Consider the following 25687-nt stretch of genomic DNA (forward strand, 5'->3'; position numbering starts at 1 on the left):
CGTTTATTCGTACCGGCCTGGAACAAACACACCGTCCCGCATTTCCGAAGGCCGCCAATTCGCTCCGTCCGGGGCATGGTCGAACGAAGCCATGCCGACAAGGCCGATGATCACCAGCACCAGTCCGGCGAGCGTGAGCCACGCCAACGGCTTGGCCGACCAACGGCCGGGGTCGGTGTTACGCTTGCTCAGCCACAGCCATAAACCGTAGGTGATGAACGGCAGGAGGAAAAGCAGAAGATGTAGAATGAACACACGAACCATCAGCGGTAAACCGTTTCATATAACGAGCGAATAATACCCGCGGTGACGCCCCAGATATAACGCTCTCCAAAGGGCATTGCGTAAAAGTAGCGGCGTTTTCCCTGCCACTCGCGACTGAGCTTCTGATGGTTCGCGGGATCCATCAAAAAACCCAGCGGCACTTCGAAAACACTTTCAACCTCGCCGGGATTGGGACGGAAGGCCGCCCCTTCCTGAATGGTGCCGACCACCGGCACGACCCGGTATCCCGACCCCGTGAGATAGGGCGCCAGATTGCCGATAAGCTCGACACGCTCCGGCGCAAGGCCGATTTCCTCATCTGCCTCTCGCAGCGCCGCCTCGACCGGACCGTTGTCCGTCGGATCGATCTTGCCACCGGGAAGAGCCACCTGTCCGGCATGGGATTTCAGATGCCCGGTGCGCTGTGTCAGCACCACATTGGGCCCATCGCCACGCTCCACAATACCGATAAGAACCGCGGCATCGCGCGGCGGCCCGTCCCATTTTGCGTAAGGGCCGAGATCGGGATTGAGAATGTGGTCACCGGTTTCGTTCTCGAAACCTCGGATCGCCGCATCGCCCAGCCGCGTCCTGAACAGAGTTGGCCAGTCCGCGGGATCGGCAAGGGATTTCGTCGGGAAGGCAGTCATGCAATCGGGGTGTCCGGTCGTGCGAAACAGATCATTCGGTCAGTCCTGAACGTTCAGGAAGGCAGGATCGACCGGAAAGAACCGGCCACCGCTCCACACCCCCATCCGGGTGCCGTCATCTGTTTCCCGTTCTTCCATAAGATCCGCCAGTTGATACATCAGCGCTCTGGTAAACAAGGCCTCCAGGCGCCCTCTGACGTGAACATAGGGTTTCAGGCCGCCGCTGTCCGGTTCTTTTTCAAATCGCAGCGGATGATCTTCTCCAACGGCGACCAGATCACCGAGATTTGTCCGCAGCGTGAGCTGCTGCTCCTGCACCTCACCTTCGACGGCCATTTCAACAGCCAGAAGGGGTGCGTCTTCAACGGTGATACCGATCTTTTCGACCGGCGTGACCAGATAGTGCCTGCCATCCTCGTCCTTGCGCAACACCGAGGCAAACAGCTTCACCAGCGGCATCCGGCCAATGGGCGAACCAAGATAATACCAAGTTCCGTCGCGAGCGATGCGAATGTCCAGATCCCCGCAAAACGGCGGATTCCACTTCTCCACCGGCGGTGGTCCCTTGCCGTTTGTGTCCGCCCGGCTGATCAGGGCCTTCAGACCTTCCGGTAGTGTCGCATCTGTTTTTGCGGTTGCATCCGCCATGGATCTTTCGTCCTTGCTGTCTTCATCAAGGCACCGGAACTTTTGACAATTCCGGCACTGCACGGAAATAGATCGCCCGGCCAAAGGGGCCAGCGGGCCCGGCCTTTTCCCCAAAGGTTGGAAAGAATCTTGGACCTTTCCACTGTATGGCGCACAATTGCGCCTTATCTACTGATTTATATGGTGTCAGACTGCTTGAGTCGCAGCAACAAAGGTCGGGGCGCAGTTTGCCCGAAGGCCGGACAGGCAGTCGAAACGCAGATTGCGGGAAAGGTGATCCATGAGCGTTATTTCTCCCTCCACCCCAAGCGAAGAAGATCTCGCCGCCGTCGCCGAGCAAGCAGAACGCGCCGTCAGCCGCATCAGTGATGCCAAGGTCGATATCGCCCGGATCATCTTCGGTCAGGAGAATGTGGTGGAGCAATCGCTGGTCACCATTCTGGCCGGCGGACATGGCCTTCTGGTCGGCGTGCCCGGTCTTGCCAAAACCAAGCTGGTGGAAACGCTCGGCACCGTTCTGGGCCTCGACGCCCGCCGCATCCAGTTCACGCCGGACCTGATGCCCTCCGACATTCTGGGCGCCGAAGTGATGGAACAGGGCGCCGATGGCGGCCGCTCGTTCCGCTTCATTCCGGGCCCCGTGTTCTCCCAGCTTCTGATGGCCGACGAAATCAACCGCGCCAGCCCCCGCACCCAGTCGGCGCTCCTGCAGGCCATGCAGGAATACCATGTGACCGTTGCCGGCCACCCACACGATCTGCCGCGCCCCTTCCACGTGCTTGCCACCCAGAACCCGCTTGAGCAGGAAGGCACCTACCCGCTGCCGGAAGCCCAGCTCGACCGGTTCCTGATGCAGATTGACGTCCACTATCCGGATCTTGAAGCCGAACGCCGCATTCTGCTGGAGACCACCGGCGCTGATCAGGCAACGGCCCAGGTTGCCATGCGTGCCGAAGAGCTGATGGAATATCAGCAGCTGGTCCGGCGCATGCCGGTTGGCGAATCCGTGGTGGAAGCCATCCTCAAGCTTGTACGGTCCGCACGCCCGGACAACAGCTCGGCGCCGTCCGATCTGACCAGCCTGATCGCCTGGGGGCCGGGACCGCGCGCCAGTCAGGCACTCATGCTGACGGTCAGGGCACGCGCCCTGGTTGACGGCCGTCTTGCGCCTTCCGTCGATGACGTGCTGGCTCTTGCCGAACCCGTCCTGCAGCACCGCATGGCGCTGACGTTTGCAGCAAGGGCGGACGGACACACCGTTCGCGACGTCATCCGCAGGGTCAAGGACCTGATCGCCTGACCCCCTCCCCTTAACCAGCCAGGAAGACGGCCGCATGGATTCAAGCAGCACTCAGGGCAGCAACCAGACAGGCATTGATGCCGACAACTGGCCGAATGTCATCGGCGAGGCACGGTCGGTCGCGGATGCCCTGCCGGACCTGCTTGTTGAGGCGAGCCATGTCGCGAGTTCCGTCATCGCCGGCTGGCATGGCAGACGCCGGGCAGGCCCGGGCGAAAGCTTCTGGCAGTTCCGCCCGTTCAACATGGGCGAACCTGCAAAGCGCATCGACTGGCGCCGCTCCGCGCGCGATGACCATCTTTATGTCCGCGAACGTGAATGGGAAGCCGCGCACACCGTGTGGCTCTGGGCAGATCTTTCGCCCTCCATGGTGTTCCGCTCCCGACTTGCAGGTGTTTCCAAGCGCGACCGGGCCATCATCGTGATGCTGGCCCTTGCCGACATGCTGGCGGAAACCGGCGAGCGGATCGGACTGCCCGGCCTGACACGACCCTTTTCGGACCGCCGCGCCGCCGAACGCCTTGCGGATGCCCTCACCCATCTCTCCAAACCCATCGCCTATCCTGACACCATTGCCGTGCAGCGCTTTGCCGATGTCGTGCTGGTTTCCGACTTTCTCGATCCGATCGAGGAAATCGCGACATGGGTTGCCCGTGTTGCCAGCACAGGCGCGCGCGGTCATCTGGTGCAGGTGCTTGATCCCATCGAGGAAACCTTTCCGTTCGACGGTCGGGTGGAGTTTACGGACCCCGAACAGGGTGTCCGGCTGACGGCCGGACGCGCGGAAAAGTGGCGCGAGGATTACCGCAACCGACTGGAAGCCCATCGGGCGGAAATTCGTGACATTGCCAGACGGGCCGGCTGGACCTACGTCCTGCACCACACCGACCGCCCGGCGTCCGAACCCCTGCTCGTGCTTCACAGCGCCCTGTCCGGCGCGCTGGACGTTTTGCCAAAGGGAGGCTTCTGACCCGTGTTTGCAGGATTGCCTCTGACCTTCACCGCTCCCTGGATCCTGGCCGCGCTGGCGCTGCTTCCGGTTATCTGGTGGTTGCTGCGGCTGACACCGCCGCGCCCGCGCGAGATCCGGTTCCCGCCGACCCGGCTTCTGATTGGCATTGATCAGCATGAGGAAACGCCGCAGCGCAGCCCGTGGTGGCTGACGCTGCTCCGCTTGCTGATGGCAGCAATCCTGATCATTGCGCTTGCCGGACCGATCTGGCGTTCCAGCGAACCACTCGATACCGGCGAAGGCGTCCTTTGGGTTCTGGTCGACAACGGCTGGACATCCGCCAAAGGGTGGAGCGCACAGGTCAACACCGCCGAGCAAATCCTGACCGAAGCCGAGCAGAGCGGCCAGCCGATCCTGTTTGCAGCCTCGGCGGAAGGCCCAAATCAGAGCTTCACCCCAGAGGCCGCGACGACCGCCCTTGAAAAACTGCGCGCGCTGGAACCACGCCCCTATCCGCCGCAGCGCTCCGAACTCAGCATCGGCCTGCGCAAGGCCGCTCAGGCCAACCCGCCCGGCGCCGTGATCTGGCTGTCGGACAACACCAGCACCAAGGGTGCTTTTCTGACCGATCTCGCACAGATTTCCGGCACCGCGCCCATAACCGTGCTGACCGGGCTGGACACGCCCATGGGACTGAAAGACCTGAACAACGACACCGACGCCCTGTCATTGACCGTTGTCCGGCATCCGGACCAACGGCTGACCTCGGCAACCCTTCAGGCCCTGGATCTGAAGGGCCTCGTTCTGGGCGAGGTGCAGGCGAATTTTGACGCCGGCGAGACCGAAACCCAGGCGCGTTTCGAGTTGCCGAGCGAGTTGCGCAACGACATTGCGCGGGTCGAAATCGCAGGCGAAGCGGCAGCAGGTGCGGTCCAACTGGTGGACGATAGCTGGCGCCGGCGTACGGTCGGCCTCATCTCCGGCCAATCCGGTGATCTGGATCAACCGCTGTTGTCGCCGCTTTATTATCTGGAACGCGCACTCGCGCCCTTCTCGGACATTCGCCGCCCGCGCGATGCCGATATCGCCGAAGCGGTGCCTTCGTTGATCGAACAGGGCATTTCCGTGCTGGTGCTGGCCGATGTCGGACGGCTGCCGGAAACGACCACTGCGACGCTTCGCGACTGGATCGAAAATGGCGGCACGCTAGTGCGCTTTGCCGGTCCGCGCACGGCAGGCGGCAGTGACGACCTCATTCCCGTGCGCCTGCGCGCCGGTGACCGCTCTCTCGGCGGATCATTGAGCTGGAAACAGCCGCAGCATCTGGCGGACTTCCCGGAAGGCTCGCCCTTCTCCGGCCTCAGGGTCCCGGCGGAAGTGACCGTGACACGGCAGGTGCTGGCCGAACCGACGTCGGATCTGCCTGAACGGACCTGGGCGATGCTCGAAGACGGAACGCCCCTTGTTACCGCGGCTCCTCTTGGCGCCGGGTCGATGGTGCTGTTCCACGTCACGGCGGATTCTTCCTGGTCCAACCTGCCGCTCTCCGGCGTCTTCCTGAACATGCTGCGCCGCATCCTGTCGGTTTCCAATGTGGCCGCTGCCTCGGAAACCGCGGAAGACGGCACACCGGCCAAGAGCGTGCTTCCCCCCTTGCGCCTGCTTGATGGTTACGGCCGTTTCGGCCCGCCGCCAGTGGAAGTCACGCCTGTCAGCGCATCCGACTTCCGGGACGCGGAAGCAAGCCGCAGAACGCCCCCCGGCCTCTACGGAACCGAGGATGGCTTCCGTGCGCTCAATCTCATGCAGAAGGAGGACGAACTTCTGCCGCTAGACCTTTCGGCGCTGGGCGAGCGGACGGTGCAAACCATCTATCCGACCTCCGACCCGTTTGATCTGAGAGCCATGTTCTTCACACTGGCGTTCCTGCTGATGATCCTCGACACGATTGCCGTCTTCCTTCTGGCCGGAGGCCTTGGCCGCCTTGGGCTGCGCGGGCGGACTGCTGCAACGGCGCTTGTCTTCGCGTTGGGCGCCGGTCTCCTCGCACCGGCTGTCATCGATCAGGCACGGGCACAATCGGTCTCCGATGATCTTCTGGCGCTGGAATCGACCCTGGACACCCGACTGGCCTATGTGCTGACGGGCAATCCGGAAATTGACGATGCCAGTGCCGCAGGTCTGTCGGGCCTCACCCAGTTCCTGTCCGAACGGACCGCTCTTGAGCCTGGCGCTCCGATTGCCATCGACATCGAACGCGACGAACTGGCGTTCTACTCGCTGCTCTACTGGCCGATCGATCCGGCGGCGGACAAGCCGAACGACCAGACGATTGCCCGCATCGACACCTTCATGCGCAATGGCGGCACGATCCTGTTCGATACGCGCGACCACATCAATGCGTCAGCCAACGGCTTTTCCTCCACACCGGCAACGCTGAAGCTTCGTGAGATCCTGGAAGATCTGGACGTTCCGCCGCTCGAACCGGTACCGCCTGATCACGTTCTTACGAAAGCTTTCTACTTGCTGGATTCCTTCCCTGGCCGGTATGCGACCAGCCCGTTGTGGGTGGAAAGTCTGGAAGAAGTCGCCGCGCGCGGAGACCGTCCGGTGCGGGCGGGGGACGGTGTCTCGCCGATCCTAATCACCGGCAACGATTTTGCCGCGGCCTGGGCGATCACGGAGGCCGGCGAGTTCATGTATCCGACGGTGCCCAACAGCCCCATGCAGCGCGACTATGCCTTCCGCTCCGGGGTCAACATCGTCATGTACAGCCTGACAGGCAACTACAAGGCCGACCAGGTGCACATTCCCGCTCTGCTTGAGCGCTTGGGACAATAGGAGACTAGATGGTCTGGTCACTCGCCTTCGATCCCCTCGTTCCGCTCTGGGCCCTTGTGGCGGGCGGCGTCATTGCCGTTTTTCTCACCGCCTTTTCCGGTTTCCTCAATCTGCGTGGCTGGGTGCTGCGCACCCTGACGATGGCCTTGCTGCTGCTGGCCCTCGCCAACCCCGCGGTTGAACGGGAAGACAGGGAACCGCTTTCAAGCGTGGTCGCCCTCGTCGTCGACAAAAGCCAGAGCCAACGCCTCTCCGACCGTCAATCGACAACCGACGAGGCCGTGGAAGAACTGAAACGCCGCATCGGCTCGCTGAACGGGTTCGACCTGCGTGTTCTGGAAGCGCGCAACTCCGGCTCAGGCGACGGCACGGAGGCTTTCCGAACGCTGGCCAACGGTCTTGCGGACGTGCCGCCGGACCGGGTGGGCGGAGCGATCATCGTGACCGATGGCCAGATCCACGACATTCCCGCCAATGCCGGTGCGCTGGGTTTCGACGCCCCGGTTCATGGCCTCATCACGGGCACGGTTGACGAACGCGACCGCCGCATCGTGCTCGACAAGGCACCCCGCTTTGGTCTTGTCGATTCCGAGCAGATCGTCAGCCTGACTGTCGTTGATCAGGGCCGTGGCACCGGCCCGGGTGACCAGGTGCGGCTGACCGTGAAACGCGACGGCGATGTCGTCACCGAACGGACGGCCCGGACAGGCGAGAAGATCGATATTCCGGTCGAGATCGCCCACGGCGGCAACAATATCTTCGAATTCGACGCCGAACCGCTGACGGATGAGCTGACTACGATCAACAACCGTGCGGTCGTGACCATCGACGGCATCCGTGAAAACCTGCGGGTGCTGCTTGTTTCGGGCTCGCCCCACGCCGGTGAGCGCACATGGCGCAATCTTCTGAAGTCCGATGCCTCGGTCGATCTGGTTCACTTCACTATCTTGCGTCCCCCGGAAAAGCAGGACGGCACGCCGATCAACCAGCTTTCCCTGATCGCCTTTCCGACAAGGGAACTGTTCTCGGTCAAGATCGACGAATTCGATCTGATCATCTTCGACCGCTACGTGCGCCGCGGCGTGTTGCCGATGCTCTATTTTGACAACATCGCCCGCTATGTGCGCGACGGCGGCGCCATGTTGCTGGCCGGCGGCCCGGATTACGCCGAAAGCGGCAGTCTCTACCGCACACCGCTGGCACCGATCCTTCCGGCCCGTCCGACCGGCACCATTCTCGAACAGCCCTATCACGCCACCCTGGCTGATCTCGGCAAGCGCCATCCGGTCACACGCGGTCTTCCCGGCTCCGAGCAGGACCCGCCTGCCTGGAGCCGCTGGTTCCGGGTGGTCGACACTGAACTTGACGCCGGTCAGACGCTGATGTCCGGCCCCAGCGACACGCCGCTGCTGGTTCTCAACCGGGAAGGCGAAGGTCGCGTGGCCATGCTGCTGTCCGACCATGTCTGGCTCTGGGCGCGCGGATACGAAGGCGGCGGTCCGCATGTTCCGCTTCTGCGCCGCCTCGCCCACTGGCTGATGAAGGAACCGGATCTGGAAGAAGAAGCGCTGAATGTCTCCATGCGCGGACCGGAACTGGTCATCGAACGCCAGACCCTGGGCGAAACGATCGGGGAAGTCACCGTCGAGACGCCGACAGGCGAGCGCACGCAGGTTGTCCTGACCGAACAGGAGCCCGGCTTGTGGCGGGGCGGCATGCCCGCTGGCGAAACCGGCCTCTTCTCCGTGACCGAAGGCGACATGAGCGCCCTCATTCACGTCGGCCCTCAGAACCCGCGTGAATACACCGACGTCCTGTCGACGACCGAACCGCTGGCACCGCTTAGCGAAGCAACGGGCGGCGCGTCAGAACGCTTGCGGGATGTCGGCGGCGATCTGACGGTGCCTCGCATCGTTTCCATGCGTCCGTCAGCAAGCTTCGCCGGCAACGGCTGGCTGGGCCTCAAGGCCACCGAGGCAAGCGTCCTCAATGGCGTCGACCGCTATCCGCTGATGATCGGACTTCTTGGCCTTGCTCTCCTGCTCGGCGCCCTGTCCCTGACCTGGTATCGCGAAGGGCGTTAGCTTTTGTGCCGGCCGCCCTTGCGGCGGTCGGCAGTCTGGTTGAGCTAACCACGAACCGATCTGATGTGTTTGCGGCCCATCCTTCGAGGCTGGCCTTCGGCCTTCCTCAGGAAGAGGTCGAGGGGAAGCTAACGGTCTATCAATAGTCTCTTCCTCATCCTGAGGAGGCCTTCAGGCCGTCTCGAAGGATGGGCCACACCCACCATCAACCCGCCCCGCATCACGCAGAAACAACGTCAGGAAGCGACGGCAGCAGAGGCCCCGCCGTGCACCATTCCGCTCGGAATGTCGCCGTCATTCAACAGCGCGACGAGGAGCCGCGCGGGATCGACGGGACCGGGCAGCGTGATCCGCCCGAAAGGCACCTGCTGAAAGCCGAACGGGCCATAGTAAGGCGCATCGCCTACGAGCAGAACGACCTTGTCTCCGGCGGCAGCCGCGGCTTCCATTGCTGTGCGCATCAACGCCTTGCCGAGACCCCGGTTCTTGAAATCAGGTGAGACGGTCAGCGGTCCGAGCAACAGGGCGTCACTCTCGCCGATCCTGATCGGTGTCAGTCTGATGGACCCTGCAACCTGGTCGCCCGCGAGACCGACGAAGGAGACATCCGCACGGTGCGGCACGCCTTCACGGATGCGGAAAGCGGTTCGCGCAAACCGGCCGGGCCCGAAAGCTTCGGCCTGCAGATCTTCAATTGCGGAAGTGTCGGTCGCGTCTTCGGGCCGGATGACCCACGTGGTCTGTTTCATTTGGCTGGTTCCAGCAAGCAGGCAATCTTTGGAGAAAGTCGCGCCTGCCAGGGCCTGGATGAAACGTGAGGGAAATCCAGGATCAGGTCAGCCGCGACGGTACGGACGAGAGCTATCTCGTCGGCTGGTTCGTCGTCGAAGCGTAAGACCTGCGGTCATCTATCCCAGTCTCGTTACGGCACCGGCCTGTTCTGGAGCCGGTATTTCCTGAAAGAGGAGAAGCGGTTACCACGCCACGGCTGCTTTGGTCCAGCATTTTTTGCCTGTTTTGAAAAAGCGCACGATTGTTCACCAAGAGGGAACAGAGCATTCAATTGATTGATTTTTCGCTCATGTGCACAACGTATCGTCGAGAAACAAAACGAAGGAGCGCATTATGGGACTGCTGGTCGACGGCGTCTGGAAAGACAAATGGTATGACACGGAATCCACCGGCGGCAGGTTTGTCCGCAATGAATCCTCTTTCCGGAACTGGGTCACGGCGGACGGATCCGCAGGCCCGACCGGCGACAGCGGCTTCAAGGCAGAGGCCGATCGCTATCACCTGTTCGTTTCCTACGCCTGTCCCTGGGCGCATCGTACGCTTGTGTTCCGCAAACTCAAGAAGCTGGAAGACCTCATTCCGGTGACACCCGTGCAGGCCTTGATGCTGGAAAACGGTTGGGAGTTCCCGGAAATCGAGCCGCTCACCGGCGCCAAATACGCCTGGCACATTTATACCAAGGCCGACCCCAACTACAGCGGCCGCGCGACCGTGCCGATCCTTTGGGACAAGAAGCAAAACACGATCGTCAGCAACGAGTCCTCCGAGATCATCCGGATGTTCAATTCGGCCTTCAACGAGCTGACAGGTTCAAAACTGGATTTTTACCCGGCGGACCTGCGCGGCGAGATCGACAGCATCAACGAGCGCGTCTATCACGCCATCAACAATGGCGTTTACAAATCCGGTTTTGCGACCACTCAGGAAGCCTATGAGGAGGCCGTGACGGAACTGTTCACAGCGCTCGACGAGGTGGAAGAGCGCCTCTCCCAACACCGTTATCTGGTCGGCGACCGCATGACCGAGGCCGACTGGCGGCTGTTCACGACGCTGCTGCGCTTCGATGCCGTTTATTTCGGGCATTTCAAATGCAACATCCGTCGGATTGAAGACTATCCGAACCTGTCGAACTACCTGCGGGAGCTGTACCAGGTGCCCAAGGTATCCGATACGGTGGAGATGGAGACCATCAAGCAGCATTATTACGGCTCTCATGAGACCGTGAACCCCACCCGGATCGTTCCGGTCGGGCCCGAGCTGGACTTCACCCGCCCCCACGACCGCGATCGGTTCAAGGCAGCCGCCTGATCCTTTGCCAAGCATCCGTTTCGGCAGGACCTGGCCCGCGTCGGCACGGCCTGCCGGAACACCTGGCGCAGATTTCACCACCTGCCGCCGTCCGGTGGTCGACCGGAGCGAAATTCATCCAGCCTGCGGGCTGTGGACCGTGTCAGCCCTTCCGGCAAAGCCTCCAGGGCAAAGAAGGCCGCTTCCTCGATCTCCGCGTTGGGCTGGAGAAAGCTGTCGGCCTCACGCCACTCGGACATGTGATAGAGGCCGACATGATCGCGGCCCGTCGCCTCTTCGTTCAGGAATATGTTGAGGAGCTGAGGCCGGGTGGCCGAGACGACACCCGCCTCTTCCAGAACTTCCCTGCAGGCGGCCTCCTCCATGGTCTCGCCCTTGTCCACGCCGCCGCCCGGCAAGTACCATCCGGCGACATAACTGTGCCGCACGAGCAGCACCCGGTTGCCCTCGTCTTCGACGATCACCCGCACACCGAGCGTGAACGGGTTCCGAACCAATCCAATTCCCTGGATCAGACGTGTGGTTACCGGCGTCGGCAGAATTGACAATATCTTCAACATTTTCAGTATCTTATTCGATCCGAACGGGAAGTAAAACTTTTTTAACCCATGCAATCCCCGCAGGGCTGACCCGTGAGAATAACGCTCCTCCTTTGTGCACTGCATGCATATATATCGGGCAACTTGATGAATTCGAGGGCAGGTCCTCCGATCGCCCTAACCTGAAGGACAAACCAATGTTCAACGCTCTGTTTGGAAAACGCCGCCGCAACCGCGCTCATTACCAGTGGAAGCCGGCCATCGATCTGACCAACCCGCGCATCGTCGCAACCCTGACCACCTTCCCGACCAACTAAGTCCGGTCGAAGGAACCTGTACGGAGAAGTCCCATGTTCGGATTTTTGAATGTTGTTGGCGCGACGCTGCGCGAAACCACGCGCTCCGCAGACAATAACACCGGGAAGGCACCGAAAGCCGCAAAGGCAATCAAACCGGTCAAGTAACCGGTTTTCCGGCAGTTCCGAAGTTCTTGTGAAGACGCCGCGTCATTTCTCCTTGACGCGGCGCTTTTCGTTTTGAAGATGCGCGACCATGGCTCTATTCAAACTCGCCCATCTTTCCGACGCCCATCTGGGCCCGCTGCCGGACCCGAAGCTGCTGCAGCTTTTTTCCAAGCGCATCCTCGGCTACCTCAACTGGCGCCGCAACCGGTCCAGGATCATGGGCGGCAGCTATCTGGATCAGCTCGTCGACGACATGAAGCGGCAGGCGCCCGACCATATTGCCGTGACCGGCGATCTGGTGAACATCGCCCTGCCACTCGAAATCAGCGGCGCACGCACCTGGCTTGAGGAAATCGGCCCGCCGGAGGATGTCTCCGTCGTTCCGGGAAATCACGATGCCTATGTGCCGGGCGCCGTGCGCCGGGCACGTGCCGCCTGGTGGCCCTATATGCGTGGAGACGGTGCGGGCGAAGCGCCTTCCAAGGGCACCAAGTCGCAAGCCACCTTTCCCTATGTGCGCAAACGGGACGGTATCGCTCTTGTTGGCGTGACCACAGGTCGTGCCAGCGCCCCCTGGTTTGCAACAGGACGCGTCGGCAGCAAGCAGAGCAAACGCCTGCGCGCGATTCTGGACGACCTTGGCCGTGATGGTTTCTTTCGCGTGGTGATGCTTCATCACCCGCCATTCCCCCACGCGACCCATTGGCACAAGCGCCTGTCAGATGCCTCAAGAGTGCGCGCCGTGGTCAAGAGGGCCGGCGCGGAGCTGATCCTGCATGGCCACACCCATATCGACAGTTTCGAGCATATCGAGGGGCCGGACGGACCCGTCCCGGTGGTTGGCGTACCATCGGCCACCAGCGCCCCGGGCGGCAAGAAGCCTGCGGCCCGTTACAATCTTTTCCGGATCGAAAAGACAAACGAAGGCTGGACCTGCCAGATGGAAGAGCACGGCTTTTCCGCGCCGAACGAACCGGTGAAGCTGTTGAGTGAGCGGCAGGTGGACATACCGTCCCACAGACCATGAAGTCACAGGGCGAGGCTGCCCCGACCTGCTTGAGGCAACACGCGAACGCGGCTGCCTGCCGCCATGGCCCTGCAATCCCGATCGAGAAAACTAGCGGGCTTGGGGGAATGAGTGTGCCGCCTTCATGGGCGGCCCATTCGTGAGCTGCCGGACAGCACCTCAGATACCGCGGCGAAAGTCCGCCCTAGAGCGGATTTGCGAACCAGGCAAAGGCGATCAGTCCGACCACACCTGCAGCAAGACCGATGCCGAATGCACCGGCAACGGCCATCCAGGGGGTTCGGCTTTCCTTGACGCGCACGACCTTGCTGTCGAGCGCCACCTGCCGCAGCCGGTTGTTGAGCCAGTCGCCCTCCAGGGCCTTTTCCCGTTCCAGCACGCGCTCTGCAATATATTCGGTCAGGCAATCGGCCATGTCATCGATATTGGCCGTTTCCAGAATGACCACCCGGCCGAGGCGCGTATCCTTCAGGAACCGGTAGGTACGCCGGTCTCCGCCAACGGCCACATGGCTGGTTGCGTCGATCCACAGCCGCGGTGTCGAACCGGAAATGATCTGAAGGGAAAACTGGTCGTCGTCGTCCGGTATTTCCCTGAAGACGTCCTTCAGCTCGTCCGCGAGCATATCCAGCCGGGCACGCTCGGTCTCCTGCAGCTCAACCACCACGTCCGACCGTTCGACTTCACCAAGCTGAACCTTACGGATCGCATCGCGCAAGGACCGCATGCGCGTATGTGGGACGACGTTATCCTGCATTTCAGACATGGGGTACACGTGACTCCGTTGTACTGCCGTTGGTGAATCAAGTCTTAACTGACTCTATCGCGAGTGAAACAGCCACACGGGCCTCACCTGCGAGCTATCCACTGGCAATGATCCAAACATGGTTAACAGAGATTAAGGTATTTTTGGGTTTCGCGCCAGCAACGGACCGCTGGCCTGAGAGCTATTCATGGGGTAAGCAGAACCATACTGCGATTGCGGAGTTTCGCTCATGAACGTGGACGGCAAGAAATATCGCACGATCTGGCTGGCGGAAGAGGGCGGCCCGGTCGAAATCATCGATCAGACCAAGTTTCCCCACACGTTCGAGACTGCCCTGCTCCACACGATGGAAGACGCCGCTCACGCCATAAGGGTCATGCAGGTGCGCGGTGCACCGCTGATCGGGGCAACGGCCGCCTATGGCGTTGCGCTGGCCATGCGGGCCGATCCTTCGGACGACAATCTCCAAGCCGCCTGTTCCTCCCTGCTGGAAACCCGGCCGACAGCCGTCAACCTTCACTGGGCGCTCGACAAGGCCCGAAGGACACTGGTCCGGGTGGCGCCCGAAATGCGCAAGGAAGCGGCTTTCAAGCTGGCGAACGACATCTGCGACGAGGACATCGCCATCAATATGGCCATCGGCATGCACGGCATGGAACTGATCGCCGCCATATCCAGGCTCAAGCGGGCCGGTGAGCCCGTCAACATCCTCACCCATTGCAATGCGGGTTGGCTGGCGACCGTCGATTGGGGCACAGCGACGGCGCCGATCTACATGTCCCACGACGGCGGCATTCCCGTTCATGTATGGGTCGATGAAACCCGGCCGCGCAATCAGGGTGCGTTCCTGACAGCCTGGGAACTCGGCCATCACGGTGTGCCGCATACGGTGATCGTCGACAATGCCGGCGGTCACCTGATGCAGCATGGCGAAGTTGATATCGTCATCACCGGAACGGACCGCACCACCGCCACCGGCGATGTCTGCAACAAGATAGGGACCTATCTGAAGGCGCTGGCTGCCAAGGACAACAGTGTGCCCTTCTATGTCGCGCTGCCATCACCAACCATCGACTTTTCCCTGTCAGACGGCATCCGGCAGATCCCGATCGAGGAGCGCGGCGGCGACGAGGTCAGCCACATCACCGGGCGCTCCAGCGCCGGTGGGATCGAAACAGTGGAGATCGTCGCGGACGGCTCCCCCGTCGGCAATCCGGCCTTCGACGTGACCCCTGCCCGCCTCGTCACCGGTCTCATCACCGAGCGTGGAGTTCTGGAGGCAAACCGCAAGGCCATCGCAGATGCTTTCCCGGAGCGGGTGCGCGCAAGCGCCTGAACGACCCGATTTGAAAATCAGCGCCATCCGTCCAGAGCAAGGTGCCAATTCTTAGAGACAGCACTGCACGCTTCCTCAGGAAGAAGGCAGCGTATGCGTCGCTTGCTAGCGGTTTTGGCGCGCTTTCAAAGGCCGTCTGAGCTCGCAATCCCCCCGGTCCTGTTCAGGGTTTCGCCGATTTCATCTTCCGCCGATCACCGGCACATGCGGCGCTCTTTCGGGTCCAAGCAGCCCCAGCAGGCGCGGGTCTTCGGCAACTTCGATAGCACGCCCGTAGGGTTTGAAGCCGCAGGCCCTGTAGAACGCCAGTGCCTGAGGGCTGTCACCGGTGCAGGTATGCACCCAGAGGCGTTTCGTTTCCGGGCGGGACCAGACGATATCCAGCGCCTGGGCCATCAACCAGCGCCCAAGCCCGCCACCGATTGCGCCCGGCACCAGGCCGAAATAGGCAAGTTCCGGCTCTTGCGGGTTGGCAAAATCCAGTTCCAGAGTTCCGACAGGCTTGCCGTCGATCATCGGCAGATAGTTCTCGCGCCCCGGTTCGGCGAGCAATTGCCTCAGCGTCGCATCGTCATGAACCAGCCTGCCGAACCAGATCCAGTCCTCGCCCACCTCGCGGAACAGCTTGCGATAGCTGTCCGTTTCCGGCGTCTCCCACCTCCTCAACGTCACATCGCTGCGCGGCGGGGCAAGCGGCCTTTCCGGCGCTTGAAGCATTTCCAGAAACGTCACCACGAAGGCAACCTTGCCCTCCGGGATATCCGTATAGCCATCGAGGTTGAGCGCTTGCGTCGACATGAAAACTCCAGATTGCCGTGCCTTTGGCAGGACTTACCAAATGACTGGATCATCGCCAAGCGCCCAGGGCAGAATGCCTTTGATTAAGAGCTTGTTAACCATCTTCGCACACTGTCTGTTCAGATCTCCAGGAAGGAGCTGCCATGGCAAAGGTCGGAAACTACGTCCAGCGGGACTACCACAAAACTTTCAGCACGAAGCGGAAGTCGACTTGGTCTGACTACAACAAGGCCTGGAACGGACGCCGTCAGGGAGCGTCGCAGAAAATGCAGCAGCTTCGCAATCTGGCATCCACCTTCGCGACCATAAACACCCAGGCTTCTCAGACAAACACGCTGTTTGTCATGCAGAATCAGGGTCGGCTGGGTGGCTACGCAAACCAGACAGCGGCGATGGCCCGCATCAACGTGCTCGTCTAGTTTTCCCTGCCGACAGCCAGGTGGTTGCTCTGGCAGCAGCCCCTTCTCCCGCCAAAATTTACGCAGCGTCTTCCGGGACGACTACCCGTTAAGACTTTGTTCATCCTTCCGGGAGCTATGCTGATTCAGTCTTTTGAAAAGGCAATCGCATGGCCAAGGTCAGCAGCTACTTCCAACGGGATTATTCCAGACGTTTCAGCTCCAGCAAGAAGCTCTCGCTGGCTGATTACAACAAGGCATGGGCAAAGCGGCGCCAGGCAGCCGCAAAGCGCATCGACCAGTTGAACAACCTCTCTTACGTGATGCAAACGATCAACACGCAGGCCTCGCAGGCCAATACCCTGTTCGTCATGCAGAACCAGGGACGGCTCGGCACTTACGCTAGCCAGACGGCGGCCATGGCCCGGATCAACGTGGTGGTCTGAAGCCAGCGTGACACCTGTGCAGGTGCTCAACAGCACCCTGTAGAGCGCCCTGCTGAGCACTCATGCGACTGCGCCACCTCAGATCGAACCGATCGTCTTCAGCTTGATCCGCGGATGCACTTCCGCCTGGCTCATGATCGTCGTATGGGCGCGGAAGCGCTCGACGATGGAGCGGACAAACGGACGGGTCTGTGGCGATGTCAGCAGCACGGGAACCTCGCCCTGCTGGGCTGCGTGCTCGAACGCATCGCGGACACTGCCGACGAATTCCTGCAGCTTGCTCGGCTGCATGGCGAGCTGACGGTCGTCCCCATCGCCGATGATGGATTCCAGGAAAGCCTGTTCCCATTGCGGCGACAGCGCGATCAGCGGCAGATAGCCCCCCGGCGCTAGATTGGCGGCACAGATCTGCCTGCCAAGCCGGGTGCGCACGTGTTCGGCGATGGTGTCCGTGTTGCGGGTCATGCCGGTCGCCTCGGAAACGCCTTCCAGAATGGTACCGAGATCGCGGACCGAAATACGTTCGCCCAGCAGCGTCTGCAGCACCCGCTGGACACCGGAAACAGTGATCTGCGACGGGATCAGGTCTTCGACCAGCTTGGCCTGCTCGCCCTTCAGCTCCTTCAGCAGCTTCTGCACATCGCCATAGGTCAGGAGTTCGCTGATGTTGGCCTTGATGGTCTCGGTCAGATGCGTGGACAGAACCGTTGCCGGGTCCACCACCGTATAACCGCGCAGGGAAGCGTCCTCGCGGTACTGGGCTTCCACCCAGGTTGCCGGCAGTCCGAAGGTGGGCTCGGTGGTATGCGTGCCCGGCAGTTTGACCTGCCCACCGGCCGGATCCATCACCATGAAGTGGTTCGGATAGAGCACACCGCGCCCGGCTTCGACTTCCTTGACCTTGATGACGTAGTCGTTGGCGCCAAGCTGAATGTTGTCGAGGATGCGTACCGGCGGCATGATCACGCCCATGTCGCCCGCGATCTGTCGGCGCAGAGCCTTGATCTGCTCGGTCAGCACATCGTTGTCGCCCGTTGCCTTGCCGTTGATCAACGGCAGCAGGGCATAGCCCAGTTCGATCCGCAATTCGTCCATCTTCAGCGCGTCGGTAATCGGCGGCTCCGGCAGCGGCTTCGGCGCGGCTTCCACCGCCTTGACCATCTCGGCCTTGGCGGCAGCCTGCTTCTTCTTGGCCCCGACGGAAAAAGCCAGATAGCCGGCAAGACCGGCAAGACCGAAAAACGGGATCATCGGCATGCCGGGAAGCAGCGCCAGGATCATCATCACCGCCGCCGACATGCCAAGGGCCTTCGGATAGCCGGTGAACTGGCTGGTCAGTGCCTTGTCGGCAGCGCCATGAACGCCGGCCTTGGAAACAAGAAGACCCGCGGCTGTGGAGACGATCAGCGCCGGGATCTGGGAGACGAGACCATCACCGATGGTCAGCAGCGTGTAGTTGTTGGCCGCCTCGGTAAAGGTCAGCTCCATCTGGGCAACGCCGATGAAGATCCCGCCGAGAATGTTGATGAAGGTGATCAGAAGGCCGGCGATGGCATCGCCGCGCACGAATTTGGACGCACCGTCCATGGCACCGAAGAAGGCGCTTTCGTCCTCCAGCGCCTTGCGGCGGGACTTGGCTTCCGCTTCATCGATGAGACCTGCGGACAGATCCGCGTCGATCGCCATCTGCTTGCCCGGCATGGCATCCAGGGTAAAGCGTGCCGCGACTTCCGCGATACGGCCGGAACCCTTGGTGATAACGACGAAGTTCACGATCACGAGGATCGCGAACACGATGATCCCGATGACAAAGTTCCCGCCCATGACGAGATTGCCGAAGGACTGGATGACGTTGCCCGCCGCCGCCGTGCCTTCATGCCCGTTTGCCAGGATCAGCCGCGTGGAGGAAATGTTGAGACCGAGCCGCAGCATGGTCGCAATAAGGAGCACCGTCGGGAAGGACGAGAATTCCAGCGGCCGCTGGATGAACAGGCCCGTCATGAGGATCATGACGGAAAAGATGATGGAAACCGCCAGGAACGTATCCAGCATCACCGGCGGCATCGGCAGGATCAGGAGCGTCAGGATGACGAGAATGCCGGTGGCAAGACCGACGTCACCCCGGCGAAGGGTGTCAAACACCTCCTGAAGGAACGGGAAGGCGGCTAGACCGGTAGCCGCGGCGGGCGCAGCCGTCTGCTGCTCCGCTGAGGGGCCTTCCGTCCTGCGCTGTTCGCCTGCCGCCGTGTCCGACATTTCTCTTCTGGTATCCTGTGACCGCCGCCCGGATCACCGGGCATCTTAGTCCTTGTTATGGTTCCTGCCGGTCCGTTCAGGCCCGGGCTTCGCCCGGTCCGGGAACGCTTATTCCCTCATCGGTATATTGATTCAGCTTGTTGCGCAGCGTCCGGATTGAAATACCCAGTATTTTTGCAGCATGGGTGCGGTTCCCCAGGCAATGATCGAGCGTATCGAGAATGAGGTCACGCTCGACATCGGCAACGGTTCGCCCGACGAACGACCGCGTGACGGCTTCGGCCGTCTGTGCAGCGCGCTCCGCCGCGCCCTTGGACACCGTCAGCGGCGTGCCGTCCGGCATGCGGATCGCTTCCACGCCGATTTCGCCGCCCGACGCCAGCAGCACAGACCGGTGCATGGTGTTTTCCAGTTCGCGCACGTTGCCCGGCCACGGGTTGGACATCAGCGCCTGGCGGGCTTCCACGGACAGCGGTCGCACCGGCATGCCATTGGCTTCCGAGTAGTGTTTAATGAAGAACTGGGCGAGTTCCATGATATCCGCCGGCCGCTCCCGCAGCGCCGGCAGCTTCAGGTTCACCACGTTGAGGCGGAACAGCAGATCTTCGCGGAAATGTCCCTGACGCACGCTTTCGGCAAGATCGCGGTTGGACGTTGCCAGAATGCGGATGTTGACCGGAACCGGGCGCGTGCCGCCAACACGGTCGATCACCCGTTCCTGGATGGCGCGCAAGAGCTTGGCCTGCAGGCGAACGTCCATTTCCGAGATTTCATCCAGCAGCAGTGTTCCGCCGTCAGCTTCCTCGAATTTTCCGATCCGCCGCGCGACCGCGCCGGTGAAGGCGCCCTTCTCGTGGCCGAACAGCTCCGATTCCAGAAGGTGTTCAGGGATCGCTGCACAGTTGATCGAGATAAACGGCTTGGACGCCCGGTTCGAGCATTTGTGAACATGGCGGGCAATGACTTCCTTACCCGTACCGCTTTCACCGGTGATCAGAACCGAGGCATCCGACGGCGCGACCTGTTCGGCCAGCTTGACCACCGATGCCATGGCATCGTCCCGGTAGATAAGATCACCGCGTTCCTGGGCGACAGCCGCCAGCACAGCGGCGATCAGCTCCGGATCGGGCGGCAACGGAATATATTCCTTCGCGCCCGCCCGGATGGCGGAAACCGCCGCCTGGGCATCCGTTTCCACGCCGCAGGCCACCACCGGCACATGAACGCGTTCGTTCTGGAGTTTCTGGATCAGCCCGGCAATGTCGAGATGAACCTCGACCATCAGGAGGTCCGCGCCGCGACCGGAGCGAAGGACTTTCAGGGCCCCCTCGATATCGTCCGCATGGGTGACCTGAGCCCCGCCCTGCATCGCGATCTTGGAAGCCGTCGTCAGCTGACCGCCGAGCGTTCCGACAATTAACAGCCGCATCCGTTCCTATCCCTATCGATCCGTCTTGATGATTTCAGTCATGGTCACACCCAGCTTGTCTTCCACCAGGACGACTTCGCCACGGGCGACCAACCGGTCGTTCACATAGATATCGATGGCTTCCCCCACCTTCCGGTCGAGTTCCAGAACCGTTCCGGACGCCAGTTTCAAAAGGTCCGACACATGCATTCTGGAATGCCCCAGGACGGCGGAAATGCGCACGGGTACATCGAACACGGCTTCAAGGTCGGCCGCGGATTGCGGAACATGCGTTTCGCTATCGTCGAGCCGGCGCTCCGGCGCCTCGAGCTCGTCGAGCGGGATGTTATGGTCTTGCTCGTCGCTCATGCGTCAGTTTCCTTTTCCGCCGACGTGTCGGAGGTCTTGCTGCGTCTTTCCGCGCTACGCCCGCGCAGATAGGAACGAATGCTGGCATCGATTTCGGCCTCGATCGCCTTGCGGTCGCGTCTGATACCGCCGTCGGCCCACTCGATGTGGCAATCACCACGGCCGATATCCGGCTCACCGAGGATGACCAGCCGTCCCTCGAAGCCCTTCTCGTGAATGATCGGATCCACCTGGGCCTTCAGCGCCTCGACATCCTTCTCCGCGATCCGGATGACGAGATGCGGCGCCTTGCGCAACGGTCCGAGGCATTCTGACACCAAAGCCACCGTCTCTGCCAGCGGCTGGCGCGCAATCAGATGGGCACACAGGCGTCTGGCCACAAGAAAAGCGAGGCTGATGGCATCTTTCTCGCGGTCCGCCACCTGACCATCCAGGGTTTCCAGGACGCGGGCAACGGAATCGGCAAGATGGCTGACTTCGGCCGTCAGCAGGGTTTCCTGCTTGGTCTGCAGGTCCTGAAGCGCCTTCACGCGGCCTTCCTCGAAAGCCTGAGCCTTTGCCTTCTTCAGGATTTCCTCATGCTGGGCAACCGGAATCATCGGTATCTCCGGCTCGACGGGAGCGACCACTTCCGGCTCTTCAGGCTCGGAAAAGTCGACGTTGAACAGAAATTTCGATGGGTTGGTCATGCGTCCCATTTTGCTGTAAGTGCCTGCCGTTTGCCGCATCAGTAGATAATTTCATCCTCGCCCTTGGACTTGGAGATCATGATCTCGCCTTTTGCCGCCAGGTCCTTGGCCTTGTTCACCATGCCGGTCTGCGCCTCGTCCACGTCGCGCAACCGCACGGGCCCGAGGGCATCCATGTCGTCCTGCAGAAGCTTTGCAGCGCGCGACGACATGTTGCCGAAGAAGAATTCCCTTGCCGTGTCCGTGGACCCCTTGAGCGCAATGGCCAGAGCGTCCTTTTCGACGTGCCGCAGCAGCGTCTGCGCGCTCGCCGCGTCGAGCTTCAACAGGTCGTCGAAGGTGAACATCAGCGTCTTGATGCGGTCTGCCGCTTCCCGGTTGTCCTCTTCCAGTGCCGCCAGGAAACGGGCTTCGGTCTGCCGGTCGAAATTGTTGAAGATCTCCGCCATCATCTCGTGACTGTCGCGCCGCGAGGTGTTGGTGAGGTTCGACATGAATTCCACGCGCAGCGTCTGTTCCACCTTCTCCAGAACTTCCTTCTGGACGGCGTCCATGCGCAGCATTCGGCTGACAACTTCCAATGCCAGTTCCTCCGGCAGGATGCCAAGCACCCGTGCGGCATGGTCGGAATTGATCTTCGACAGCACCACTGCGACGGTCTGCGGATATTCGTTCTTGAGGTAGTTGGCGAGAACGTTCTCCTGCACGTTGGAGAGCTTCTCCCACATGTTGCGTCCAGCCGGTCCCCGGATTTCCTCCATAATGATGGAGACCTTGTCGCCCGGCAGAAAACTGGCAAGAAGCCGCTCGGTCGCATCGACGTTGCCCGTCAGGGAGCCCTTTGAACTCACGCGGCGCACGAAATCCTTGAACAGGTTCTCCAGCATGGTCGGTGTGACCGGGCCAAGGTTTGCCATGGCGGCAGACACCTGACGCACCTCAATCTCGTCAAGCTTGGCCCAGATCGGCGCCCCATGGGATTCACCAAGCGCGAGAAGCAGAACGGCTGCCCGCTCCGCTCCCTTCAGCTCGCGCTCTTCCTCGTCGGCGCTGACCTTTAGCTGTTTCTGGAGGTGATCGCTCACTGTCAGGCCGCCTGTTCATCCAGCCAACCGCGGACGATTGTCACTGCTTCGGTCGGGTGGTCCTTGATCATGTCGCCCACTTTGGCAATCGAGCTTGCCTGCATCGCGCCTTCCTGTTTGGCCTGTTCCAGCCATTCGATCACGAATTCATCTTCAGGCGCTTCTTCCTGCGGGACTTCCGTTTCTATCACGAGTGTTCCATCCGGGCCGATCATCAGCTCCTGCGGCTGCTTTTCTTCCGGTGTCACGATGCGGCGCAGAAGCGGACGAACCACGAAGAGCAGCAGCATCACCGCGATCAGAAACAGCACGCCCAGCTCTGCAAAGCGGATGATGTCGTTGCGGGTGAAGTCGAACAGGTTGTCGCTTTCGGCCAGCAGGTCGTCCTGCGGCGGCAACGCGAACTGCAGGTTCACGACTTCAACAACGTCACCCCGCTCAGCGTCGAATCCAACAGCGGAACGCACCAGAACCGCGATCCGGTCCAGGGCTTCCTGAGACCGCGGCGTATAGGTGCTGCCGCCATTGCCATCCGGCTGATAGGTGCCGTCGACCAGAACGGCAACGGACAGCCGCTTGACCTTGCCGGCCTCGACAACCTCGGTCCGGGTCGAGTGGGAAATCTCGTAATTGACGATTTCCTCGGTAATGGACGAGGTGTCACGCTCGGCACCACCCTGACCGGCATCCGCATTCGGCAACTGGTTGGCGACCGTAACCTGTCCGTTCCGCGATACGGCAGAAGAGGCTTCTTCCTTGGACTGGGTGGACCGTACCACCTGCCCGTCCGGATCAAAGGTCTCGGTGGTTTCTGTCAGGCGATTGTAGTCGACTTCCGCGTTGACGCGAACCCGTGCCCGGCCCGGTCCGACGACGGAGTTCAGAATTTCTTCGATCTGATTGCGCAGCCGGCCTTCGATCTCGACAGTCCGCTCCTGCAGCGAATTCGTCAGAAGGCCGTCTTCATCATTGCCCACGCCGGAAGCCAGCAGGCGGCCGCTTTCATCAACGATGGAGACACGGTCCGGCTCGAGGCCGTCAACGGCTGTGGCAACAAGATGCTGGACCGCACGGATTTCACCCGGCCCAAGCGCACCGCGAACGTTCAGCACGATGGAAGCGGACGGCGGACGACGGTCCTTCTGAAACAACTGGCGCTCCGGGATCACCAGGTGAACGCGGGCTGCACGTATACGATCTAGAGACCCGATCGTGCGGGACAGCTCGCCTTCCATGGCACGCAGGTGATTGATGTTCTGAACGAAGCTGGTGGCACCGAGTGTATCTGAACGGTCGAAGATCTCGTAACCGATCGAACCGCCGGTCGGCAGCCCTTCGGCGGCCAGTTGCATGCGCAAGCGGGCAACCTGTTCGTTCGGAACGAGAATCGAAGCACCCTGCCGGGCGATCTCGAACTGCACGCCCTGGCTTTCGAGCTGCGAAACGATGGCCGCGGAATCTTCCAGAGTCAGCTCATTGTAGAGCGTCGTCATCTGGGGTGCCGTCACCCGGAAGATGATGAACGCAAAGACGCCGACAAGGATTGCAGCGACTGCCCCCATTGCAGCAATGCGCGCCGCCCCCAGGGTTTTGATGAATTCAACAAGTCCGTTCACGAATGCCCGCCCGCATCTGAAACATGTCCTTGCCGTTATTATTGGAGTCGGCCGGACACGCCACACCTTCGATGGGCAAAATTTGCCGCCCAGGTGGTTAACAAGTGGTTAACAAAACCTTTCCAATAAGGGCGGATCGGCCGGTTTCTGCCAATTCCATTAATGCAAACTGCAACTCAGGTGGGGAAAAACTGCCTACTTCATTAATTTTTGGATAAGTTTCTCTCAGAGGGCAAGCCAAATAAAAAGGCCGGCAGAGCCGACCCTTTGATTGCGCCTTTGAGCGCGTTGCAGAAACTTTTTTCCGGATCAATTTCGATATTGCTGGATCCGGGTCGCTCGAAGCCCGGCAAGGCCGTGCTTTTCAATCGAGCTTTGCCAGGAGAGAAACTCCTCAACTGTCAGAGTGTACCTCTGGCAAGCTTCTTCAAGGGACAACAAGCCACCGCGAACTGCGGCAACCACCTCTGCCTTGCGGCGGATGACCCACCGCTTTGTCGAAGTCGGAGGCAGGTCCGCGATGGTTAGCGGGCTCCCGTCCGGTCCGATGACATATTTTACACGCGAACGAATGTGTTCGGTCATTGTACTCTCACACTAACCATGACCAAGGCTGATTTGAGACTACAAGATGACGCTTAACAAACGCCTAAAGCAAAATTGTGTTTTTATTAACTATAAAATCGAAATTTAATGAATGATATTTAGGATTTGGCAAAGATAAACGGTCCAATTCTAAATAGTATTATATGAAATCGTTAACCATATTTACCTGCTCGTGCAATTTGCAAGGCAATTCGGTTAACTGGAAAATTGCAGCACGCCCAAAGCGCACTTCAACCGCAAATTTTATGTGCCGGCAAACGTCCATCGTCCGGCGCAGCGTTTCCCAAAGGCCCGAAAAACGCAGAAAACCGCCCCGGAATGCTCCGGAGCGGCTTTGAAAAAACTTCGTTTGGCGGGACGATCAGGTCGGTCGCGCGACCGATACCACGGAACTGACCGGAAACTCCTGGCTGCCAACCTTCAGCACTGCCTCGCCGCTCGACCAGTCCACGCTGTCGACAATGCCGGATACGGTGGTCCTGACGGTTTCCGGGCGGCTGGAGGCGTCCTTCATGTCGAAGGAGATGGTGTAGAGCCCGTCGACCGCCTGCTGTCCTGAGTCCGTCTGCCCACCCCAGTAGAAGGTGCCATCCCCCGCGGCCAGTTCGATTTCGCCGCTGTAGACGATCGAACCAGCGCTGTTGCGGATCTCGAACTCACCTGTCGCGTCTTCTTCCAGACTGTAGCTCCAGCTTGCCTTGCTGCCGGACAAGGTGGTCGTGGACGCGTCGGCGGTGACTTCATTGCCGATGTAGCTGACGTAACCCATGCTCTGGCTACTGGTCAGCGAGGCAATGATCTCTTCCAGGTTCTGGTTCTGCTTGATGGCCTGCTCAACGCTCGAATACTGCACAAGCTGATTGGTGTATTCCGCCGAGTCCAGAGGATCCAGCGGATCCTGGTTCTGGATCTGGGTCGTCAGGATGCTCAGGAACAGTTCGTAATCGGCGATCAGGCCTGCCTGGCTGGTTGCCGAACCGCTCTGCGACGATGCTGCGGAAGTTGGAGAAACAGTTGTCATTTTTCACTCCTGAGACGGCAACCC

24 protein-coding genes are annotated in these 25687 nt (G+C 60.9%); 9 read left to right on the top strand and 15 right to left on the bottom strand.

The window, feature by feature from the left end; genetic code table 11:
* Window positions 1–3: 3 nt before the first annotated feature.
* Genes V1T76_RS25200 through V1T76_RS25210 form a run of 3 tightly spaced genes read right to left on the bottom strand, consistent with a single transcriptional unit; the run spans window position 4 to window position 1562 of the window.
* The gene (locus V1T76_RS25200) at window positions 4–264 is read right to left on the bottom strand and encodes a DUF6111 family protein (protein WP_330563437.1); all 261 of its coding nucleotides are present in this window, start codon (window positions 262–264) and stop codon (window positions 4–6) included.
* On the bottom strand, window positions 264–914 hold the full coding sequence (locus tag V1T76_RS25205; protein WP_330563438.1) for a CoA pyrophosphatase: 651 nt from the start codon (window positions 912–914) through the stop codon (window positions 264–266). The genes V1T76_RS25200 and V1T76_RS25205 overlap by 1 nt, the downstream gene beginning before the upstream one ends.
* Window positions 915–953: 39 nt before the next feature.
* A complete protein-coding gene (locus tag V1T76_RS25210) occupies window positions 954–1562 on the bottom strand; it encodes a DUF1285 domain-containing protein (RefSeq protein ID WP_330563439.1) in 609 nt (202 codons plus the stop codon).
* 280 nt (window positions 1563–1842) lie between these two features.
* Between V1T76_RS25210 and V1T76_RS25215 the strand changes: the two genes are divergently transcribed.
* Genes V1T76_RS25215 through V1T76_RS25230 form a run of 4 tightly spaced genes read left to right on the top strand, consistent with a single transcriptional unit; the run spans window position 1843 to window position 8739 of the window.
* A complete protein-coding gene (locus V1T76_RS25215; protein WP_330563440.1) occupies window positions 1843–2862 on the top strand; it encodes an AAA family ATPase in 1020 nt (339 codons plus the stop codon).
* A gap of 34 nt (window positions 2863–2896) precedes the next feature.
* A complete protein-coding gene (locus V1T76_RS25220) occupies window positions 2897–3832 on the top strand; it encodes a DUF58 domain-containing protein (protein ID WP_330563441.1) in 936 nt (311 codons plus the stop codon).
* A 3-nt stretch (window positions 3833–3835) separates the two neighbouring features.
* Window positions 3836–6655, top strand: coding sequence for a DUF4159 domain-containing protein (locus V1T76_RS25225; protein WP_330563442.1), 2820 nt, complete (start codon window positions 3836–3838; stop codon window positions 6653–6655).
* A gap of 8 nt (window positions 6656–6663) precedes the next feature.
* On the top strand, window positions 6664–8739 hold the full coding sequence (locus V1T76_RS25230; protein ID WP_330563443.1) for a hypothetical protein: 2076 nt from the start codon (window positions 6664–6666) through the stop codon (window positions 8737–8739).
* Window positions 8740–8975: 236 nt separating this feature from the next.
* Here V1T76_RS25230 and V1T76_RS25235 read toward each other — a convergent pair whose 3' ends face one another.
* Window positions 8976–9488: a GNAT family N-acetyltransferase gene (locus V1T76_RS25235; RefSeq protein ID WP_330563444.1), complete on the bottom strand. Its 513-nt coding sequence runs from the start codon at window positions 9486–9488 to the stop codon at window positions 8976–8978.
* A gap of 376 nt (window positions 9489–9864) precedes the next feature.
* On the opposite strand from V1T76_RS25235, the gene V1T76_RS25240 reads away from it, so the two are divergent.
* A complete protein-coding gene (locus V1T76_RS25240; protein WP_330563445.1) occupies window positions 9865–10839 on the top strand; it encodes a glutathione S-transferase family protein in 975 nt (324 codons plus the stop codon).
* Between the two features lie 74 nt (window positions 10840–10913).
* On the opposite strand, the gene V1T76_RS25245 is transcribed toward V1T76_RS25240, so the two are convergent.
* Window positions 10914–11399: an NUDIX domain-containing protein gene (locus tag V1T76_RS25245; protein ID WP_330563446.1), complete on the bottom strand. Its 486-nt coding sequence runs from the start codon at window positions 11397–11399 to the stop codon at window positions 10914–10916.
* Window positions 11400–11930: 531 nt separating this feature from the next.
* Here V1T76_RS25245 and V1T76_RS25250 point away from each other — a divergent pair.
* Window positions 11931–12869: a metallophosphoesterase family protein gene (locus tag V1T76_RS25250; RefSeq protein WP_330563447.1), complete on the top strand. Its 939-nt coding sequence runs from the start codon at window positions 11931–11933 to the stop codon at window positions 12867–12869.
* A 184-nt stretch (window positions 12870–13053) separates the two neighbouring features.
* On the opposite strand, the gene V1T76_RS25255 is transcribed toward V1T76_RS25250, so the two are convergent.
* Window positions 13054–13635 (bottom strand): hypothetical protein, encoded by a 582-nt coding sequence (locus tag V1T76_RS25255; protein WP_330563448.1) that lies wholly within the window; start codon window positions 13633–13635, stop codon window positions 13054–13056.
* Window positions 13636–13864: 229 nt separating this feature from the next.
* On the opposite strand from V1T76_RS25255, the gene mtnA reads away from it, so the two are divergent.
* The gene (gene mtnA, locus V1T76_RS25260) at window positions 13865–14971 is read left to right on the top strand and encodes an S-methyl-5-thioribose-1-phosphate isomerase (RefSeq protein ID WP_330563449.1); all 1107 of its coding nucleotides are present in this window, start codon (window positions 13865–13867) and stop codon (window positions 14969–14971) included.
* A gap of 180 nt (window positions 14972–15151) precedes the next feature.
* On the opposite strand, the gene V1T76_RS25265 is transcribed toward mtnA, so the two are convergent.
* Window positions 15152–15769 carry a GNAT family N-acetyltransferase gene (locus V1T76_RS25265; RefSeq protein ID WP_330563450.1) on the bottom strand — a complete coding sequence of 206 codons (618 nt, stop codon included), beginning with the start codon at window positions 15767–15769 and terminating at the stop codon, window positions 15152–15154.
* Between the two features lie 143 nt (window positions 15770–15912).
* On the opposite strand from V1T76_RS25265, the gene V1T76_RS25270 reads away from it, so the two are divergent.
* Both V1T76_RS25270 and V1T76_RS25275 read left to right on the top strand, forming a co-directional pair.
* A complete protein-coding gene (locus tag V1T76_RS25270) occupies window positions 15913–16188 on the top strand; it encodes a flagellar biosynthesis protein (RefSeq protein WP_330563451.1) in 276 nt (91 codons plus the stop codon).
* Between the two features lie 149 nt (window positions 16189–16337).
* Window positions 16338–16613, top strand: a complete 276-nt coding sequence (locus V1T76_RS25275) for a flagellar biosynthesis protein (protein WP_330563452.1) — start codon at window positions 16338–16340, stop codon at window positions 16611–16613.
* Window positions 16614–16691: 78 nt separating this feature from the next.
* Here V1T76_RS25275 and flhA read toward each other — a convergent pair whose 3' ends face one another.
* The 8 genes from flhA to V1T76_RS25315 form a co-directional block, all read right to left on the bottom strand.
* On the bottom strand, window positions 16692–18869 hold the full coding sequence (gene flhA, locus V1T76_RS25280) for a flagellar biosynthesis protein FlhA (protein ID WP_330563453.1): 2178 nt from the start codon (window positions 18867–18869) through the stop codon (window positions 16692–16694).
* A 76-nt stretch (window positions 18870–18945) separates the two neighbouring features.
* A complete protein-coding gene (flbD, locus tag V1T76_RS25285) occupies window positions 18946–20298 on the bottom strand; it encodes a sigma-54-dependent transcriptional regulator FlbD (protein WP_006940078.1) in 1353 nt (450 codons plus the stop codon).
* 12 nt (window positions 20299–20310) lie between these two features.
* Entirely contained in the window at window positions 20311–20646 is a 336-nt protein-coding gene (fliN, locus tag V1T76_RS25290; protein ID WP_006940080.1) for a flagellar motor switch protein FliN, read from the bottom strand.
* On the bottom strand, window positions 20643–21335 hold the full coding sequence (locus tag V1T76_RS25295) for a FliH/SctL family protein (RefSeq protein WP_330563454.1): 693 nt from the start codon (window positions 21333–21335) through the stop codon (window positions 20643–20645). The genes fliN and V1T76_RS25295 overlap by 4 nt, the downstream gene beginning before the upstream one ends.
* Window positions 21336–21373: 38 nt before the next feature.
* Window positions 21374–22420, bottom strand: a complete 1047-nt coding sequence (gene fliG / locus V1T76_RS25300; RefSeq protein WP_330563455.1) for a flagellar motor switch protein FliG — start codon at window positions 22418–22420, stop codon at window positions 21374–21376.
* 2 nt (window positions 22421–22422) lie between these two features.
* Window positions 22423–24036 (bottom strand): flagellar basal-body MS-ring/collar protein FliF, encoded by a 1614-nt coding sequence (gene fliF / locus V1T76_RS25305; protein WP_330563456.1) that lies wholly within the window; start codon window positions 24034–24036, stop codon window positions 22423–22425.
* 309 nt (window positions 24037–24345) lie between these two features.
* Window positions 24346–24621 carry a CtrA inhibitor SciP gene (sciP, locus tag V1T76_RS25310; RefSeq protein WP_006940094.1) on the bottom strand — a complete coding sequence of 92 codons (276 nt, stop codon included), beginning with the start codon at window positions 24619–24621 and terminating at the stop codon, window positions 24346–24348.
* 382 nt (window positions 24622–25003) lie between these two features.
* Window positions 25004–25663, bottom strand: coding sequence for a flagellar hook assembly protein FlgD (locus V1T76_RS25315; protein ID WP_330563457.1), 660 nt, complete (start codon window positions 25661–25663; stop codon window positions 25004–25006).
* Between the last annotated feature and the right edge of the window lie 24 nt (window positions 25664–25687).

The sequence above is a fragment of the Roseibium sp. FZY0029 genome, assembly GCF_036350355.1.
Classification (GTDB): domain Bacteria; phylum Pseudomonadota; class Alphaproteobacteria; order Rhizobiales; family Stappiaceae; genus Roseibium.

What these genes read in the sequence shown, in the direction of transcription:
- V1T76_RS25215 (WP_330563440.1), top strand. Translation starts at nt 1,843, where the DNA reads ATGAGCGTTATTTCTCCCTCCACCCCAAGCGAAGAAGATCTCGCCGCC.
- V1T76_RS25270 (WP_330563451.1), top strand. Translation starts at nt 15,913, where the DNA reads ATGGCAAAGGTCGGAAACTACGTCCAGCGGGACTACCACAAAACTTTC.
- V1T76_RS25265 (WP_330563450.1), bottom strand. Translation starts at nt 15,769, where the DNA reads ATGTCGACGCAAGCGCTCAACCTCGATGGCTATACGGATATCCCGGAG.
- V1T76_RS25220 (WP_330563441.1), top strand. Translation starts at nt 2,897, where the DNA reads ATGGATTCAAGCAGCACTCAGGGCAGCAACCAGACAGGCATTGATGCC.
- V1T76_RS25245 (WP_330563446.1), bottom strand. Translation starts at nt 11,399, where the DNA reads ATGTTGAAGATATTGTCAATTCTGCCGACGCCGGTAACCACACGTCTG.
- V1T76_RS25230 (WP_330563443.1), top strand. Translation starts at nt 6,664, where the DNA reads ATGGTCTGGTCACTCGCCTTCGATCCCCTCGTTCCGCTCTGGGCCCTT.
- V1T76_RS25205 (WP_330563438.1), bottom strand. Translation starts at nt 914, where the DNA reads ATGACTGCCTTCCCGACGAAATCCCTTGCCGATCCCGCGGACTGGCCA.
- sciP (WP_006940094.1), bottom strand. Translation starts at nt 24,621, where the DNA reads ATGACCGAACACATTCGTTCGCGTGTAAAATATGTCATCGGACCGGAC.
- mtnA (WP_330563449.1), top strand. Translation starts at nt 13,865, where the DNA reads ATGAACGTGGACGGCAAGAAATATCGCACGATCTGGCTGGCGGAAGAG.
- V1T76_RS25200 (WP_330563437.1), bottom strand. Translation starts at nt 264, where the DNA reads ATGGTTCGTGTGTTCATTCTACATCTTCTGCTTTTCCTCCTGCCGTTC.
- flbD (WP_006940078.1), bottom strand. Translation starts at nt 20,298, where the DNA reads ATGCGGCTGTTAATTGTCGGAACGCTCGGCGGTCAGCTGACGACGGCT.
- V1T76_RS25250 (WP_330563447.1), top strand. Translation starts at nt 11,931, where the DNA reads ATGGCTCTATTCAAACTCGCCCATCTTTCCGACGCCCATCTGGGCCCG.
- V1T76_RS25255 (WP_330563448.1), bottom strand. Translation starts at nt 13,635, where the DNA reads ATGTCTGAAATGCAGGATAACGTCGTCCCACATACGCGCATGCGGTCC.
- V1T76_RS25315 (WP_330563457.1), bottom strand. Translation starts at nt 25,663, where the DNA reads ATGACAACTGTTTCTCCAACTTCCGCAGCATCGTCGCAGAGCGGTTCG.
- V1T76_RS25275 (WP_330563452.1), top strand. Translation starts at nt 16,338, where the DNA reads ATGGCCAAGGTCAGCAGCTACTTCCAACGGGATTATTCCAGACGTTTC.
- V1T76_RS25235 (WP_330563444.1), bottom strand. Translation starts at nt 9,488, where the DNA reads ATGAAACAGACCACGTGGGTCATCCGGCCCGAAGACGCGACCGACACT.
- V1T76_RS25240 (WP_330563445.1), top strand. Translation starts at nt 9,865, where the DNA reads ATGGGACTGCTGGTCGACGGCGTCTGGAAAGACAAATGGTATGACACG.
- V1T76_RS25210 (WP_330563439.1), bottom strand. Translation starts at nt 1,562, where the DNA reads ATGGCGGATGCAACCGCAAAAACAGATGCGACACTACCGGAAGGTCTG.
- flhA (WP_330563453.1), bottom strand. Translation starts at nt 18,869, where the DNA reads ATGTCGGACACGGCGGCAGGCGAACAGCGCAGGACGGAAGGCCCCTCA.
- V1T76_RS25295 (WP_330563454.1), bottom strand. Translation starts at nt 21,335, where the DNA reads ATGACCAACCCATCGAAATTTCTGTTCAACGTCGACTTTTCCGAGCCT.
- fliN (WP_006940080.1), bottom strand. Translation starts at nt 20,646, where the DNA reads ATGAGCGACGAGCAAGACCATAACATCCCGCTCGACGAGCTCGAGGCG.